This window comes from Pseudomonas sp. SMN11, assembly GCF_052041945.1.
GTDB lineage: Bacteria > Pseudomonadota > Gammaproteobacteria > Pseudomonadales > Pseudomonadaceae > Aquipseudomonas.
This window is the reverse complement of the sequence record NZ_JBKGGW010000001.1, coordinates 68,669-82,866: the sequence shown is the minus strand read 5'-3', so window position 1 is coordinate 82,866 and position 14,198 is coordinate 68,669. Positions and strand designations below refer to the sequence as shown.

Below are 14,198 nucleotides of genomic sequence, written 5' to 3'. Positions count from 1 at the left end.
GCCGCTCCACAGGTACTGCGCCGTCTCTGTGGGAGCGGCTTTAGCCGCGAAGAGGCCGGCACAGGCTGCTCAAGATTCAAAACTCGAAGGTGCTCGACAGGCTCACCTGCCGCGCATCGCCAATCGCCACGAAATACTGGTTCACCGCCGAGCTGTAGTAGACCTTGTCGAACAGGTTCTTCACGTTGAGCTGCAAGCGCACATTGTGCTCGTCGAGCATGGTCTCGTAGGTGGCGAACGCATCGGCCACGGTGTAGCTCGGCAGGTCGAAGGTATTGGTCGAGTTCCCCGGCCGCTCGCCCACATAGCGCGCCCCGGCGCCGAAACGCAGGCGATCGCCGCCGAACAGGCTGCCGAAGTCATACACCGCCGACAGCGAACCGGTGTGCCGGGCCACGTTCTGCAGGCGGTTGCCCTGCAGGTCGGGATCCTTGGTCACCTTGGCATCGGTAAAGGCGTAGCTGCCGATGAGGCTCCAGCGCTCGCTGAGCTGCCCGGTCAGGTCGAGTTCTACACCCCGCGAGCTGACTTCCCCTGCGTTGCTGTAGACCGTCTCGCCAGTGCCACTGTCGAAGTTGGCCACCAGCACGTTGCGCTTGGTGATGTCGAACAGCGCCAGGGTACCGGTGAGGCTGCCTGGCATGTCGAGCTTGGCCCCCAGCTCCCAGGACTTGCCCTCCTCCGGCGCCACCGACGAATCCAGCACCACGCCACCGGTCAGCGGGGCGATGCTGGAGTTTGGCTTGAACGACTCGCTGTAGCTGCCATACAGCGACAGCTGGTCATCGACCTTGTAGACGATGCCCGCATGCGGCACCCAGGCTTGGCCGCTGCTGTCGGTATTGGCCTTGAACGGGCGACCGCGGCCGGCGTACTGGTCGTATTGCTGGTAACGAGCACCTGCCACCAGAATCCAGTGCTCGTCCAGGTGCAGCGCGTCCTGCACGAACAAGGCGTCGGTGCGCAGCTTGTCGGTCTGGTCGCTGTCGCTGGCGCGCACCGTGGTGCCCTCCACTTCCTGGCCGTAGACCGGGTTCAGGTAGCTGAAGGTGGATTGCGAAGTCTGACGGATCAGGTCGCCACGAAAGATCTTGCGGTCTTCGTGGTCGATGCCGAACAGCAGGTCATTCTGCATGCCGGCCAGTTCGACATTGCCATTGAGGCTCAAAGTGGCGAACTGGTCGCGGCTCATGGCGTTGTGGGTGCCATCGATGCTGCGCGTCAGCGTGCCTTTGGCCTCGTTCACGCCGGTCACGCGAACCTGGCTGGCATCGTAGGTCTCGCGGTTGAAGCTGTAGCCGAAGTGCAGCTTCCAGTCGTCGGCCAACTGGTGGTCGACTTCCAGGCGGTAGAGGTCGGAGCGCCCTTCCATGTCGTTGAACGGCTCGTCCAGGCGTCGGGTGGCCGGAATGTCCAGCGGGTGGCCGTTACTGCCGAAGGCCGTGCCGCGGTCGAACGGGTACAGAAATTCGCGGTGCTCGTAGGCCAGCACCACCTGGGTGTCTTCGCCGAGCCAGGCCAGCGACGGCGCCACCAGCGACTCACGGTGCACGCCGAAGTTGCGCCAGTAGTCTTCGTCCTCGTGGTCGACAATCAGGCGGTAGGCGAAGTTGCTCTCACCCAACGCGCCGGTGCTGTCGAAACCGCCGCCGCTGCCGTTCTTGCCACTGCCGTAGGTGGAGCCGCGCACGGTCAGGGCGTTGTACTGCTGCAGTTGCGGGCGCTTGCTGACCACGTTGATCACCCCGCCCGGGTCCTGGATGCCGTACAGCAGCGAGGCCGGGCCCTTGAGCACTTCGACCCGCTCGGTGCTGGCGTTCAGGCTGCGGCCCTGCACCAGCGGCATGCCGTCACGCATGATCGAACCGTCGCGGTTGTCACCGAAACCCCGTTTCATCACGGTGTCGGAAGTGCCACCGAAGTTGTTGCCCTGGGTGATGCCACTGACGTTGGCCAGGGCGTCGTCGAGGTTGCGCGGGGCCTGGTCGCGGATAACCTGGGCCGGCACCACGTTGATCGCTTGGGGGATGTCCTGGGACGGGCCCTGGCCGCGCATGATCGAAGCACTGGCGGGTGGCTGATAGCTGTAGCTGTCCATTTGCGAGGTCACTGTGGTGGCCTGCAGGTTAAGGGCGCCAGATGTATCCACAGGTTCGAGCGTCAGGGTGCGTGCGTCGAGGCGGCGCCAGGTCAGGCCACTGTTGCCCAGCAGCTGTTGCAGGGCCTCTTCGGCACTGAGCGAGCCGTTGACGGCCGGGGCCTGTACGCTGGGCAGTTCGAGGGTGTAGACCACGCTCTGGCCAGTGGCACGGCTGAACGCGTTGAGGGCTTGAGCCAGCGGCTGGCTGGCCTGGGCGAAGCTGTGCAGCTGGCGTTGCTCGGCGGCCATGAGGCCAGGGGCAGCGGTGATGGCCGAGCACGCTGCAAGGCCGAGCCAGAGGGGAACGCAACGCGGGGAGAACTTCATGGACGCTGACCTGTGAGAGGGTTATTACTGCGAATGAATCGCACTTCCACTCATTACACGGATGCCAACTCCTGTTACCTCATCCGTTTTTTGAAATTTTTGTCAGCGGATTACGGTCAACCGCCCCAACAAGGTTTGCCGCGAGAAACCCAGCACCTTGCCCAGCGAGTCCAGCGCTACCAGAGGCTCATCCACCGGGAAGCTGCCGCTGACCTTGCGCCGCCCCAACTCGCCGTCGAGCATCACGATGCGGCCGGGGTAGTAGCGGCCCAGGTCTGCCACCACCTGCGCCAGCGGCACCTGGTAATAGTTCAGCCAGCCTTGGCGCCAGGCCAGGCGGCTGTCGCTGTCTACGCTCGCCAGCTCACCTGCTTGCCCGTCGGCATAGGCCAGCTGCTGGTTGGCCGTCAGTAGCTGGCCTGCCTGCCCAGTCGCCGGGATAACCGCCACGCGCCCGCTGCGCACGGTGACCTGCGCACCCTGCCCCTGGTCACGCACTTCGAACTGCGTACCCAGTACCCGTACCTCGCCGCCTGCAGCCTCCACCACGAATGGCTGCCCGGTATGGGTAACCTGGAAGAACGCTGCGCCATGCAACAGGCGCACACGGCGCTCGCCTTGCTGGAAGTCGACAGCGATGGCGCTGCCCGCATCCAGGGTCACCTGTGACTGGTCCGCCAGAGTCACCAGGCGAATCGCATCACTGCTGCTGAAATCTGCCTGCAGATTGAGCAACCAGTCACTCGGCCGCCAGCCGCCCGCCAAGCTGACAGCCAGCACCAGGCACGCCGCGGCCAATGCCATGCCGGCGCGCCGCCAATGCCCTTTGGCAGGCGGCTTGGCCATGGCCTCCAAGTAGCGCTGCAAATCTGTCTGTTCTTCCTCGGCCAGACGCGCTGCCGGTGCTTCGCTGAGCTGCCACAGCAACTGGGCCTCGGCGTAGGCTTCGCGATGCTTCGGGTCTTCCAGCAACCAGCGCTTGAACGCCGCGCTGCTGGCCGCTGCCGGCTGTTCGTTGATACGGATCAGCCACTGCAAGGCAGCCTCGGACTGGGCTGCGGTGATCAGGTCTGGATGGCTCATCGGCGGGCGCTCCCAAGCCTGCGAGTGAAGGTCGCGGGCTCGGCAACACTGGCCTTGCACGCTTCGAGGGCGCGCATCATATGCTTTTCCACGCTGCTCTGGGAAAGCTGCATGGCCTTGGCGATTTCGCCGTATGTGCAGCCGTGAACGCGATTGAGCAGAAAGATCTGCCGGGTGCGCTCGGGCAGGACTCGCAAGGCGGCTTCCACGCGCTGCAGGTCATGATCGACCTCGACAGCCTGCTCCGGCGCCTGGGCCAGGCCGGCTTCATCAAGCGGCAGCGACGCTTCCGCGACGCGTTCGCGGCTGCCTTCACTGCGCAGGTGGTCGATGGCGAGGTTGCCGGCGCAGCGCAACAGGTAGGTGTCGAGCGCTTCGACCTTGACCTCGGGCCGCCGCCAGAAGCGCAGGAACAGCTCCTGTACCAGGTCGGACGCTGTGGCACGGCAGCCCACCCGGCGACTGACCAGCGCCTCCATGCGCGCACGCTGGGCCAGGAACACCTCGACGAAGCGCGCGCGGGTGCCGTCGCTCTCGGTTTCGCTCAAGGTATCACCCGGCAAACACGGCCAACAGCGGGCCCAGCACCAGGCTCACAGCAGCCAGGCTCAGCAGCGCACGTGGCAGGTAGGGCAAGCCGAACACCCATAGGGTGGCACCGGCCATCAACAGCGCGACCCACTCCACCAGACCGTGAGCCCAGCCACGCCAGTGAACGGAAAGGACCAGCGACAGTGCCAGCAGCAGCCAGCCGCCAACGCGCAGTACGCGCAACTGACCGGGGCCGGGCTTGCGCTTGAGCAGCTCGCTGAAGTGTTTGTCCATCGCCAGGCACAGTGCGGCGAAGCCGGCGTATCCGATCAGGGCAATACTCAGCATCACTGCACCTCGACCATTTCAGCCGCTGCCTTGCTCGCCCGTGGCGCACGCTTGGCGACAGGCTTCGGGGCCCGCAGCATCTTGCTCGCGGCCCAGGCCAGGAACAGCCCGCACGCCAGGGCGGTAAGATCGAACCCGGCCATGGCCCAGTCACCCGCAGGCACAGAGGCGTTCAACCCTTGGCCCGTGCTCAAGGCATTGAGCACGGGCAACAGGGCAAAGGCCAGTGCGCCCAGTGCCAGCTGCTCGCCCCAGGCCTTGCGCCCCGGGCGCAGCACGGCATGCAGCAGCGACGCCAGCCAGACCAGGAAGAACGTGTTCACCTCCCAGTCGGCGCGCCCTTGCAGTGCCATGGGCAGCAGCCGGTTGGCCCAGAAGAAGCCGGCCACGGCCAGGATCAGGCCACTCATGCTGGCGATGTTGAGCACTTCGACCAGGCGCAGTTCGCCCGGCAGGCGTTCGCTCTTGGCATGCTTGAGCTGACGCTTGCCCAGCCACATCACCAGGCCGGTGCCGATCACCGCCGTGCCGGCAAGCCCGAAGGCAAAGTACAACCAGCGCAACCAGGGCCCGGCGTAGTTGCCCATGTGCAGGCCAGCGAAACTGAACGCGGTCATCATCGTGGCACTCTCCGGTGCGCCCTGCCTCAGCAACTCGCCGGTGGCACCATCGAACGTCCAGTTGGCACTGCGCTTGTAGGGGACGTTGTCCGCCGATGACTGGGTGAAGGTGACACGGGCATTGCGATCACCGGCGTTCTGCACCTGGATGAAGCCCACGCGCGCGCCTGGCGCCTGCGCCTGAACTTTCGCATAGAGGCTCGCCAGCGGCACCAGTGGCGCCGCGACATTGGCTACCTTGGGTGCCTCGTCGCGACCGAACAGGTCATTGAAGTAATCGCCGGTATTGCCATAGCTGGCCATGATGCTGGCCGGCATGACCATGTACATGAACAGCACCAGGCTGCTGTAGCTGATCATCAGGTGAAACGGCAGCACCAGCACGCCGATGGCGTTGTGGCCATCCAGCCATGAGCGCTGGCCCTTGCCGGGGCGGAAGGTGAAGAACTCCTTGAAGATCTTCTTGTGGATGATGATCCCGGTGACCAGTCCCAGCAGCATGATGAAGGCACACAGCGTCGACAGCCAGCGGCCCCACGGATAGGGCATCTGCAGTTCGAAATGAAAACGGTAGAAAAACTCGCCGCCCCGGCTGTCACGCGCCTCGACCGGCTGCCCGCTCTGCGCGTCCAGATCTTTTCTGACAAAGCCTCGACGCCCGCCCTCGGGGTCACGCCAGCCCACATTCAAGGCAGCTTCGCGCTCGCTGGGCAAACGGATCATCCAGTTACCCGAGTGTGCGGCGTTGCTCTCCAGATAGCGCTGGGCCAGCCCCAGGCTGGCTACCGGATCGAGTGCATGACGGCGCACTTCCGGCTGCGCCCAGTGACTGACTTCATCCTTGAAGTACGACAGGGTGCCAGTGAGGAAGATGGCGAACAGTAGCCAGCCGAAGATCAGGCCGGTCCAGGTATGCAGCCAGGCCACGGCCTGGCGGAAGCCTTCCTTCATGGGTTTTTCATCCAGTAGGCGAGCCCGCCGAGCAGCCCCAGCACCAGGCTCGGCAGCAGTACGCCGAGCCAGGCACGCCAGGCGCTACGACAGGCGAAGCACCAGATGAAGGCCAGCATGTAGAACACGAACGAGAGCATCAGGCCGGTCAGCGTGGCATCAACCTGGGGCAACGGCAGAAACAGGGCCAGACAGATACTGACCAGCGACGCCAGCAGATAGCCGCCCAGCAATGCCGCCAGGCTGCGTGAAATCACGGCCAGGCGATAGCTGAGAGGGAGTCCGGCGGCGGAGCGCTTCATGGCGTGAGTCCGGGGAAAGGGGGTGCAATAATAATGATTTCAATTCTCATAAGCAAAGTGTGAGAGACAGGAGGCATGAGGATTTCCGGAGTGGTCACCCGCTACGAGATCGATTCCGAGCAGAGCAACAAGATCAACGGCCAGCGCTACCAGGGCAGCTACAACACCGCGCTGCCAGCACTGAACGTGATGTATCACCTGACCGACCAATGGAACCTGTACGCCAACACCGAAGGTTCGTTCGGCGGCGTGCAGTACAGCCAGATGCCCAACCGCATCAGCATCGGCGAAGTAAAACCGGAGAAGGCACGTACCTGGAAGGTCGGTACCCGCTACGACAGCGGCGACCCGCCTCGAGACCAGCGTACGCTATGCGCTCGATGGCCTGAGCCCGGCACTGGCCGGTTTCGACGTGCACGCCAGTTATGCCTTCATTGACGCGACCATCCGCGAGGATGGGCCGAGCAAGGGCAATCAGGTGCCGTTCTCGTCGCGACACAAAGGCAACCTGGGCGTGGGTTACACACCGAAGTGCCCTGGCAGCTGAACCTGGATGGCAGCTTCCAGAGCAGCCAGTATGCCGACAACGCCAACACCAGTGCCGAGAGCGCCGATGGCAGCACCCGTCGCATCCCCGGCTATATGCTGGTCGCACCCGCGCTGGCGTTCTGAAGCAACACAGGGGCTGCACAGCAGCCCCTCTGGCGAATTTGCAACAGAAAATTTATTTTCAAAAAGGGGTTGAATTCGCCCCGCCGTTGCCTGACCTTAGAGTCAAGAGGCGCAGAATTTCCAAGGCCCTCAATGGCCTAGGCACGCCTCCATGCGAGCAAGCTGAATAAGGATTGGAATCATGCAAATCCAGGTCAACAGCAGCAACCATATCGAAGGCAACATCCGTCTCAACGAGTGGGTCCGCAGTACGCTGGAAGCCACCCTCGAACGCTATGACGACGACCTCACCCGCATCGAGGTGCATCTGCGTGACGAGAACGGCGCCAAGCCCGGCCCGCATGACAAACGCTGCCAGTTGGAGGCTCGCCCGAAAGGCCATCAGCCGATTTCCGTGACCCACACCGCCGCTTCACTGGACCAGGCGGTCGACGGTGCCGCCAGCAAGCTGAACAATGCGCTGGAGCACTTCTACGGCAAGCTGCGCAGCAAGCGCGGTGCACTGGAACTGAGTGACCCCGAAGCCTGATCATCTGCAAGCACAACAACGCCCGGCCTGTGCCGGGCGTTTTCGCATACCCCGATCGATGGGGCTGAACCAACCTGCAGATTACCCGGTCAACTTCTGCAGTCATTCATTGCAGACCCCGACCATGAACAACCCCTTCGAACAGATCAGCGCCGCCTTCGCCCCCGAATACCGGGTCAACCTGAGTATCGAACGGCTTGATGGCAGCATCATGCTGACCCTTTCCGACGACGCCGGCGTGGTCGCCAAGCGCCTGATCAGCCAGGCCCAGCGCAACGACCCGGTGCGCCTGCAGCGGATCATCGACAGCATCCGCCTGGGCCTGGCCATCGAACTGGGTCAGAACCCGTTGCAGGTCCTCGCCGCCCTGACCCGCGATAACCGCCACGAGCCACGTCACCTGGCAGCTGTCGGCCTGGCCAACTGAAGGCTATTTGCCCTCCTCCACTTCCTTGCCGCTGGCGTCCAGCACCTTGGTCGAGGGGTAGCGGTACGAGGCGTAGCGCACCACCAGGATCGAGAACGCCAGCAGCAGGATGCCGCCACACACGTATAGCAGCCCTTCGTCCGGCGCCTTGTGGTGCGACACATCGCCGATCAGCAGGCGGGTCAACGCGGTGATCGCCACGTACAGCAGGAAGCGGATCGGCATGTGGTTGGTCTTGAAATAGATGCCGACCATCGCCCCGAGCTCCAAATAGATGAACAGCAGCAGGATGTCATCGACGCTGACCCCACCCTTGCCGAGCATGTCCAGGAAGGTCACCACCGCCGCGTAGGCGGTAATCGCGCCAATGCCGAACAGCGCCAGGTAGTGAAATGCTTCCACACACAGGTTGCCCAGCGCGTCGGCCGAGCCGTGCAGGCCCTTGCGCAGTTTTTCAGCCCATTTGATATCCACGATGTGCGATTCCCCGATACGACATGAAGGATGATGCGTCACGCCTGTGACGCTTGTGCCATGCAGTTAAAGGGCCAGGCCCCTGCCTTGGAAGGCGACCGATTGCCGCAAGGCACGGGCGGCATGCGAATTCAGCACAGCTACAATTTTTGGTTGCGAAACGACCGCATTGCCATTACTGTACATCGATACAGTATTCGGTGACGGCAATCTGCCCGACTGCCTGGATAGCAACTGAACCGCAAAGCAGAAGGCTCACGACAGCGCCACTGCTACCACTGACCGAGAGGCCTCGTATGGCTGTTGAGATTCTTTACCGCAGCACGCGCGATTTGGAGACCACGTTCTTGGACCGCAAACTCGCAGACGCCCATGACCAGATGCTGGAACTGGCCGAGGTGCTTACTCAGGTACTGGTGAAACACGTACCAGGGCTGGATGAAAACCTTGCCGAAGAGGCAAGCATCTTCATGGCCAAGAACAGAACGGTGTTTGCAGCGGCGTTCAAGAACAATGCGTCGGCATTGGCTGATCTGGATGCGGTGGAAAAAGGCAGCGAGTAAGCAACTTGAAGGCGCTGCGGCGCCCGACTTCAACCATAAAGCAAACGCTCGGCCAGCATTTGCGCCACCCGGGCCGGCGAGCGCTTTTCCGCCTGGGCATGGCCAAACACCTCGGTCAGCCGCGTCGGAATCCGCGCCAGGTGCGTGGTAATGGTGCCCAGGTCGCCCCCCCGATGCTTCAGCGCCACGTAGATCAGGCCACCGGCATTGATCACATAGTCGGGGGCATACAGGATGCCGCGCGACTCCAGCTGGTCAGCCACCTGCAGCGTGGTCAGCTGATTGTTCGCCGCCCCCGCCACCGCCGCGCAACGCAACTGCATCACCGTCTGGCCATTGAGCACCGGCCCTACGCCACAGGGCGCGAAGATATCGCAGGGCGTGCTGATCAAAGCGTCATTGGTCACCGGGTGAGCATTGAACTGCTCCACCGCAAGACGCACCCTACCTGGGTCCAGGTCGCTGACCAGCAACTCTGCGCCTGCCGCATGCAGCTGCTCGGCCAGGGCATAACCGACATTGCCCAGCCCCTGCACGGCCACACGCAGGCCTTCGAGGTTGCTGCTGCCCAGGCGTGCCTGCGAGGTGGCGCGGATGCCGGCGAACACGCCCATGGCGGCGTGCGGTGACGGGTCACCGGAGGCCGTGGTGCTGGTAACGTGCGGTGTGCTCTGGGCAATGCAGTCCATGTCCAGGGTCGAGGTACCGCTGTCCACGGCAATGATGAAACGCCCTTGCAGGGTATCGATGAAGCGGCCGAACGCCTCGAACAGTGCCGCACGGTTTTCCACATGCGGGTTGCGCATGATCACCGCCTTGCCGCCCCCCAAAGGCAACCCCGCCAGCGCCGCCTTGTAGCTCATGCCTTGGGCCAGGCGAATAGCGTCGGTCATGGCGCTCTCGTCATCGGCATAGGGCAGGTAGCGGCATCCGCCCACCGCCGGGCCCAGTTTCTCGCTGTGAATCGCCACGACGGCCTTGAGGCCGGTGGGCGGGTCAATGAACAGGTGCAGCGACTGGGTACGGGTGCTTTGCATCAGCGCGAACATCGACGGGCTCCCCAACGAGGTGCTCCTACCAGTATAGGCACGCGCCAGAGGCCGGCGCTGCGGGCGGACCACTGGACGAATCCATGCCCCCCGGCTAATACTCAAGCGTGTGTGGAGAGCCCCCATGAAGCCACGTCAAGCCTGCCTGGCCTGCCTGGAGCGCGAGCCGGTCGCCCTGCTGGAAGCTGCGTTGTGGATCGCTGTCGAGCATGATCGAAAGGTCGAGCCTGCGGCCAGCCTTGCCACGCTGCAAAACCTGCAGGGGCAGATCAGTGCCTGCCTGCCCATGCTGCCGTTATCCGAACTGGCCCAGCCGCTGCTGCGCCAGCTCAACGCACTGGGTTTTCAACAAGACGAATACCACCCACTGCGCCCGCAAGCCGCGCTGCTGGACAAGGTACTGCAGCGCCGACGTGGCCAGCCTCTGGCACTGGCAATCATCACCCTGGAACTGGCCCGGCGCCTGTCCATACCGCTGGAGGGCGTGGCATTCCCTGGGCACTTCCTGCTGCGCGTGCCCGGTGCCGATCACCTGCTCGACCCTTGCGGGGGACGCCGTCTGTACCCCAATGATTGCCGCGAGCTGCTGGCGCGCCAGTTCGGCCCGCATGTGCCGCTGACTGCCGAACATCTGCACAGCGCCAGCGCCACGCAGATGCTACAGCGCCTTTCGCGCAACCTGCGCCAGTTGCACATGAGCAACGACAACCACCTGGCCGCGCTGATCGACGCCGAACGGGTCATGCAACTGGGCCCGGCGCAGGTCAGTGACTACATGACCCGCGCCACGCTGTATCAACATCTGGACTGCCCCCAGGCCGAACGTTTCGACCTGGAGCATGCCCTGCTGCTGACCGACGACCCGGTCCAGCGCCTGAAGCTGTCCGAACGTATCGGCAAGCTACCGACGGTGAACCGTTCAATTCACTGAGCCGGCGTGTCCGCCTGACAGGACGGATGCGCCTTGGCAAACGCCGGATGCCCCTTGGCCAGTGCAGCGACCCGGGCGATGCGTGGGTAGCCACTGAGGTCGATGTTGAAGCGCTCGGCCGCATACAACTGGGGAATCAGGTAGACATCCGCCAGCCCCGGCTCATCGCCAAAGCAATAACCGTGGTCGCCAATCAACTGCTCCACGGCGGCCAGCCCCTGCCCGATCCAGTGGGCGATCCACTGATTGACCTGCGCCTCGTCATGGCCCAGCTGGCGCAGCTGGTTGAGCACGCTGACATTGTGCAGCGGGTGCACATCGCAGCCGATGATCGCCGCCACGCCGCGCACCTTGGCCCGCGGTGCCGCGCCAGCCGGCAGCAAGGCGGGCTGTGGGTAAACCTCTTCCAGGTACTCGATGATTGCTGGCGACTGCACCAGCAACTCACCGCCGTCGGTGCGCAAGGCCGGCACCCGGCCTTGCGGGTTCACCGCGACGTAGGCATCACCGCGCTGGTCGCCCTTGAGCAGGTTGACCGGCAGGGCCTGGTAGTCCAGGCCCTTCAGCGCCAGGGCAATGCGCACCCGATAGGAAGAGGTGGAACGGTAATAGGTATACAGCTCCATGGCCTGCTCCCTCAATTGGCTGCGATGATCTTGCCGCGGCATTCGCCGAAGCCGATGCTGGCCACGCCATTGCGCTTGCAGCGAGCGCGCAGGATGATTTCGTCACCGTCTTCGAGGAACTTGCGGGTCTCGCCGCTGGCCAGTTCCACCGGCTGCTTGCCGCCCACGGTGGTTTCCAACAGGCTGCCGTAGGCGTCTGGCGTGGCACCGGACAGGGTGCCGGAACCGAACAGGTCGCCAGGCTGCAGCTGGCAGCCATTGACACTGTGGTGGGCGATCAGCTGGGACACGGTCCAGTACATGTTCAAGGTGTTGCTCAAGGCCAGGCGGTGAGCCGGCATACCTTGCTCGCGCATGCGCTCGGTGAGCAGCAGCACTTCAAGTTCGATATCGAAAGCGCCATTGGCCTGGTCACGCTGATCGAGCAGGTAAGGCAGCGGCTGCGGGTCGCCGTCCGGGCGGGCCGGCTGGGCACAGCGGAAGGGCTCCAGGGCTTCGGCGGTGACCACCCACGGCGAAATGCTGGTGATGAAACTCTTCGACAGGAACGGACCCAGTGGCTGGTATTCCCAGGCTTGGATATCCCGCGCCGACCAGTCGTTGAGCAGGCACAGACCGGCAAGGTGCCGCTCAGCCTCGGCAATCGGGATTGCCTGACCCATGTCGTTGCCTTGGCCGATCCAGATGCCCAGCTCCAGTTCGTAGTCCAGCCGGGCGCAGGGGCCGAAACTCGGCTCGGTGTGGCCGGCCGGCAGGGTCTGGCCTTTCGGGCGACGGACCTCGGTACCCGATGGACGCAAGGTCGAGGCGCGGCCGTGGTAGCCGATCGGTACGTATTTGTAGTTGGGCAGCAGCGGGTTGTCGGGACGGAACAGTTTGCCGACGTTGGTGGCGTGCTGGATACCGACGTAGAAGTCGGTGTAGTCGCCGACCTTGGCCGGCAGGTGCAACTGGCACTCACTGGCCGGATACAACGCAGCCTTGAGCACAGCCTGGTGTTCGCTGTGTTCGCCCAACAGCTCCAGCAGACGCTCACGCAGCGCCACCCGGGCATCACGCCCCAGCGCGAAGAAGCCGTTCAGCGCACCGCCACGGGTGGCTTGCACCGCTGCCTTGGCCTGGCCAGTGAACAGGCCCGCGGCCATCGCGGCTTCCAGGTCAAGGATGGCATCGCCGATGGCGACGCCACAGCGCTGCGCTTCACCCGGGCGGCTGAAGATGCCCAGCGGCAAGTTCTGCAGCGGGAAGTCGCTGTGCCCGTTGGCGTGCTCGACCCAGCTACGGGCAATGGCGGTCTGGTTCATGGGTTATCTCCGGTTCGGGTTGAAGGTGCTCGGCAGGGTGGCCCAGCAACTATCGTAGTCGGCCTGCAATTGCGGGCTGTCGAGTGCCTGCAGGCTCGGGCGCAGCACCTGGCTGGTCTCGAACATGAAAGCCATGGTGTTGTCGATCTTGTGCGGCGCCAGCTCAGCGGCGATGGCCTTCTCGCAGGTCTCGGCATCCGGCCCGTGGGCGCTCATCACCCCGTGCAGCGAGGCACCACCCGGCAGGAAACCTTCAGCCTTGGCGTCGTAGGCACCGTTGATCAGGCCCATGAACTCGTTCATCAGGTTGCGGTGAAACCACGGTGGACGGAAGGTGTTTTCGGCCACCATCCAGCGCGGCGGGAAGATCACGAAGTCCATGTTGGCCATGCCGTGCACGCTGGTCGGCGAAGTCAGCACGGTGAAGATCGACGGGTCCGGATGATCGAAGCTGACCGTGCCGATGGTGTTGAAACGGCGCAAGTCATACTTGTAAGGCACGTTGCTGCCGTGCCAGGCGACCACGTCCAGCGGCGAGTGTTGCAGCTCGCAGGCCCAATGCTCGCCGAGGAACTTCTGCACCAGCTGCACAGGGCCATCCACTTCTTCGTATTGCGCCACCGGGGTGAGGAAGTCACGCGGGTTGGCCAGGCCATTGCTGCCAATCGGCCCCAGGTCAGGCAGGCGCAGCGGAGCGCCGTGGTTTTCAGCGATGTAGCCGCGGGCCTGGCCATCGGGCAGCTCGACCCGGAACTTCATACCGCGCGGGATCACGGCGATTTCCATCGGTTCGACGTCCATCACGCCCAGTTCGCTGGCGATGCGCAGGCGGCCCTGCTCCGGTACCAGCAGCAACTCGCCGTCAGCGTTGAAGAACACCCGGTCCATGGAGCGGTTGGCGCGATAGATGTAGATGCTGATCCCGGCCGGCTTTTCGGCCGCCGAGTTGGCCACCATCGGCACCCAGCCTTCGATGAAATCGGTCGGTTCGCTGGGCATGGGCTGAGGATTCCAGCGCAGGCGGTTGGGCGTGACCGCACCCAACGGGCCGCTCAAGGGCTGACGCTGCAGGCGCTCGAAGCGCGGGTGCAAGGCCGACGGGCGGATGCGGTACAGCCAGGTGCGGCGCAGTTCGCTGCGGGCCATGGTGAACGCCGTGCCCGACAGCAGCTCGGCATACAGGCCATAGGGGGCTTTCTGAGGCGAGTTCTGCCCGACCGGCAGGGCGCCGGGCAATGCTTCGCTGGCGAATTCGTTGCCAAAACCGCTCAGGTACTGAAGGTCGGGGGACGTGTCGTGGTGCATCGAAGCCTCCGGATTT

At 64.0% G+C, this 14,198-nt stretch carries 15 protein-coding genes and 1 pseudogene; 5 read left to right on the top strand and 11 right to left on the bottom strand.

What is annotated here, in order from left to right; genetic code table 11:
* Positions 1–76: 76 nt before the first annotated feature.
* From ACLEJU_RS00405 to ACLEJU_RS00380, 6 genes are all read right to left on the bottom strand, one after another.
* Positions 77–2,467, bottom strand: coding sequence for a TonB-dependent siderophore receptor (locus tag ACLEJU_RS00405; protein ID WP_435421699.1), 2,391 nt, complete (start codon positions 2,465–2,467; stop codon positions 77–79).
* A gap of 102 nt (positions 2,468–2,569) precedes the next feature.
* A complete protein-coding gene (locus ACLEJU_RS00400; protein WP_435421700.1) occupies positions 2,570–3,550 on the bottom strand; it encodes a FecR family protein in 981 nt (326 codons plus the stop codon).
* Entirely contained in the window at positions 3,547–4,098 is a 552-nt protein-coding gene (locus tag ACLEJU_RS00395) for an RNA polymerase sigma factor (RefSeq protein ID WP_435421701.1), read from the bottom strand. Before ACLEJU_RS00395 ends, ACLEJU_RS00400 begins: the two co-directional genes overlap by 4 nt.
* Before the next feature lie 4 nt (positions 4,099–4,102).
* Positions 4,103–4,429, bottom strand: coding sequence for a DUF3325 domain-containing protein (locus ACLEJU_RS00390; protein WP_435421702.1), 327 nt, complete (start codon positions 4,427–4,429; stop codon positions 4,103–4,105).
* Entirely contained in the window at positions 4,429–6,000 is a 1,572-nt protein-coding gene (locus tag ACLEJU_RS00385) for a PepSY-associated TM helix domain-containing protein (protein ID WP_435421703.1), read from the bottom strand. Before ACLEJU_RS00385 ends, ACLEJU_RS00390 begins: the two co-directional genes overlap by 1 nt.
* Positions 5,997–6,302: a DUF3649 domain-containing protein gene (locus ACLEJU_RS00380; RefSeq protein ID WP_435421704.1), complete on the bottom strand. Its 306-nt coding sequence runs from the start codon at positions 6,300–6,302 to the stop codon at positions 5,997–5,999. The genes ACLEJU_RS00385 and ACLEJU_RS00380 overlap by 4 nt, the downstream gene beginning before the upstream one ends.
* Positions 6,303–6,401: 99 nt before the next feature.
* On the opposite strand from ACLEJU_RS00380, the pseudogene ACLEJU_RS00375 reads away from it, so the two are divergent.
* From ACLEJU_RS00375 to ACLEJU_RS00365, 3 genes and pseudogenes are all read left to right on the top strand, one after another.
* Positions 6,402–6,950 (top strand): annotated as a pseudogene (locus ACLEJU_RS00375) (TonB-dependent receptor domain-containing protein); the annotation flags it as partial.
* Positions 6,951–7,155: 205 nt separating this feature from the next.
* Positions 7,156–7,503 (top strand): HPF/RaiA family ribosome-associated protein, encoded by a 348-nt coding sequence (locus tag ACLEJU_RS00370; RefSeq protein ID WP_103449089.1) that lies wholly within the window; start codon positions 7,156–7,158, stop codon positions 7,501–7,503.
* Positions 7,504–7,627: 124 nt separating this feature from the next.
* A complete protein-coding gene (locus ACLEJU_RS00365) occupies positions 7,628–7,930 on the top strand; it encodes a DUF3509 domain-containing protein (RefSeq protein WP_435421705.1) in 303 nt (100 codons plus the stop codon).
* A gap of 3 nt (positions 7,931–7,933) precedes the next feature.
* Here ACLEJU_RS00365 and ACLEJU_RS00360 read toward each other — a convergent pair whose 3' ends face one another.
* Entirely contained in the window at positions 7,934–8,404 is a 471-nt protein-coding gene (locus tag ACLEJU_RS00360; protein ID WP_054884705.1) for a phosphate-starvation-inducible protein PsiE, read from the bottom strand.
* Between the two features lie 296 nt (positions 8,405–8,700).
* Between ACLEJU_RS00360 and ACLEJU_RS00355 the strand changes: the two genes are divergently transcribed.
* The gene (locus ACLEJU_RS00355; RefSeq protein WP_435421706.1) at positions 8,701–8,967 is read left to right on the top strand and encodes a YebG family protein; all 267 of its coding nucleotides are present in this window, start codon (positions 8,701–8,703) and stop codon (positions 8,965–8,967) included.
* Positions 8,968–8,996: 29 nt separating this feature from the next.
* On the opposite strand, the gene ACLEJU_RS00350 is transcribed toward ACLEJU_RS00355, so the two are convergent.
* Positions 8,997–10,016 (bottom strand): Leu/Phe/Val dehydrogenase, encoded by a 1,020-nt coding sequence (locus ACLEJU_RS00350; RefSeq protein WP_435421707.1) that lies wholly within the window; start codon positions 10,014–10,016, stop codon positions 8,997–8,999.
* 124 nt (positions 10,017–10,140) lie between these two features.
* Here ACLEJU_RS00350 and ACLEJU_RS00345 point away from each other — a divergent pair, with 124 nt between their 5' ends.
* Positions 10,141–10,947, top strand: a complete 807-nt coding sequence (locus ACLEJU_RS00345; protein WP_435421708.1) for a SirB1 family protein — start codon at positions 10,141–10,143, stop codon at positions 10,945–10,947.
* Here the strand turns inward: ACLEJU_RS00345 and maiA are convergent.
* From maiA to hmgA, 3 genes are read right to left on the bottom strand one after another with little or no spacing between them, the layout of a single operon-like run.
* Positions 10,941–11,573 carry a maleylacetoacetate isomerase gene (gene maiA, locus ACLEJU_RS00340; protein ID WP_435421709.1) on the bottom strand — a complete coding sequence of 211 codons (633 nt, stop codon included), beginning with the start codon at positions 11,571–11,573 and terminating at the stop codon, positions 10,941–10,943. The genes ACLEJU_RS00345 and maiA overlap by 7 nt on opposite strands.
* An 11-nt stretch (positions 11,574–11,584) precedes the next feature.
* Positions 11,585–12,877 carry a fumarylacetoacetase gene (fahA, locus tag ACLEJU_RS00335; protein WP_435421710.1) on the bottom strand — a complete coding sequence of 431 codons (1,293 nt, stop codon included), beginning with the start codon at positions 12,875–12,877 and terminating at the stop codon, positions 11,585–11,587.
* Positions 12,878–12,880: 3 nt separating this feature from the next.
* Entirely contained in the window at positions 12,881–14,182 is a 1,302-nt protein-coding gene (hmgA, locus tag ACLEJU_RS00330) for a homogentisate 1,2-dioxygenase (protein ID WP_435421711.1), read from the bottom strand.
* Positions 14,183–14,198: the final 16 nt, after the last annotated feature.

Coding starts and splice junctions, on each gene's coding strand:
- ACLEJU_RS00405 (WP_435421699.1), bottom strand. CDS start 2,467: ATGAAGTTCTCCCCGCGTTGCGTTCCCCTCTGGCTCGGCCTTGCAGCG.
- ACLEJU_RS00400 (WP_435421700.1), bottom strand. CDS start 3,550: ATGAGCCATCCAGACCTGATCACCGCAGCCCAGTCCGAGGCTGCCTTG.
- ACLEJU_RS00390 (WP_435421702.1), bottom strand. CDS start 4,429: ATGCTGAGTATTGCCCTGATCGGATACGCCGGCTTCGCCGCACTGTGC.
- ACLEJU_RS00385 (WP_435421703.1), bottom strand. CDS start 6,000: ATGAAGGAAGGCTTCCGCCAGGCCGTGGCCTGGCTGCATACCTGGACC.
- ACLEJU_RS00380 (WP_435421704.1), bottom strand. CDS start 6,302: ATGAAGCGCTCCGCCGCCGGACTCCCTCTCAGCTATCGCCTGGCCGTG.
- ACLEJU_RS00370 (WP_103449089.1), top strand. CDS start 7,156: ATGCAAATCCAGGTCAACAGCAGCAACCATATCGAAGGCAACATCCGT.
- ACLEJU_RS00365 (WP_435421705.1), top strand. CDS start 7,628: ATGAACAACCCCTTCGAACAGATCAGCGCCGCCTTCGCCCCCGAATAC.
- ACLEJU_RS00355 (WP_435421706.1), top strand. CDS start 8,701: ATGGCTGTTGAGATTCTTTACCGCAGCACGCGCGATTTGGAGACCACG.
- ACLEJU_RS00350 (WP_435421707.1), bottom strand. CDS start 10,016: ATGTTCGCGCTGATGCAAAGCACCCGTACCCAGTCGCTGCACCTGTTC.
- ACLEJU_RS00345 (WP_435421708.1), top strand. CDS start 10,141: ATGAAGCCACGTCAAGCCTGCCTGGCCTGCCTGGAGCGCGAGCCGGTC.
- maiA (WP_435421709.1), bottom strand. CDS start 11,573: ATGGAGCTGTATACCTATTACCGTTCCACCTCTTCCTATCGGGTGCGC.
- fahA (WP_435421710.1), bottom strand. CDS start 12,877: ATGAACCAGACCGCCATTGCCCGTAGCTGGGTCGAGCACGCCAACGGG.
- hmgA (WP_435421711.1), bottom strand. CDS start 14,182: ATGCACCACGACACGTCCCCCGACCTTCAGTACCTGAGCGGTTTTGGC.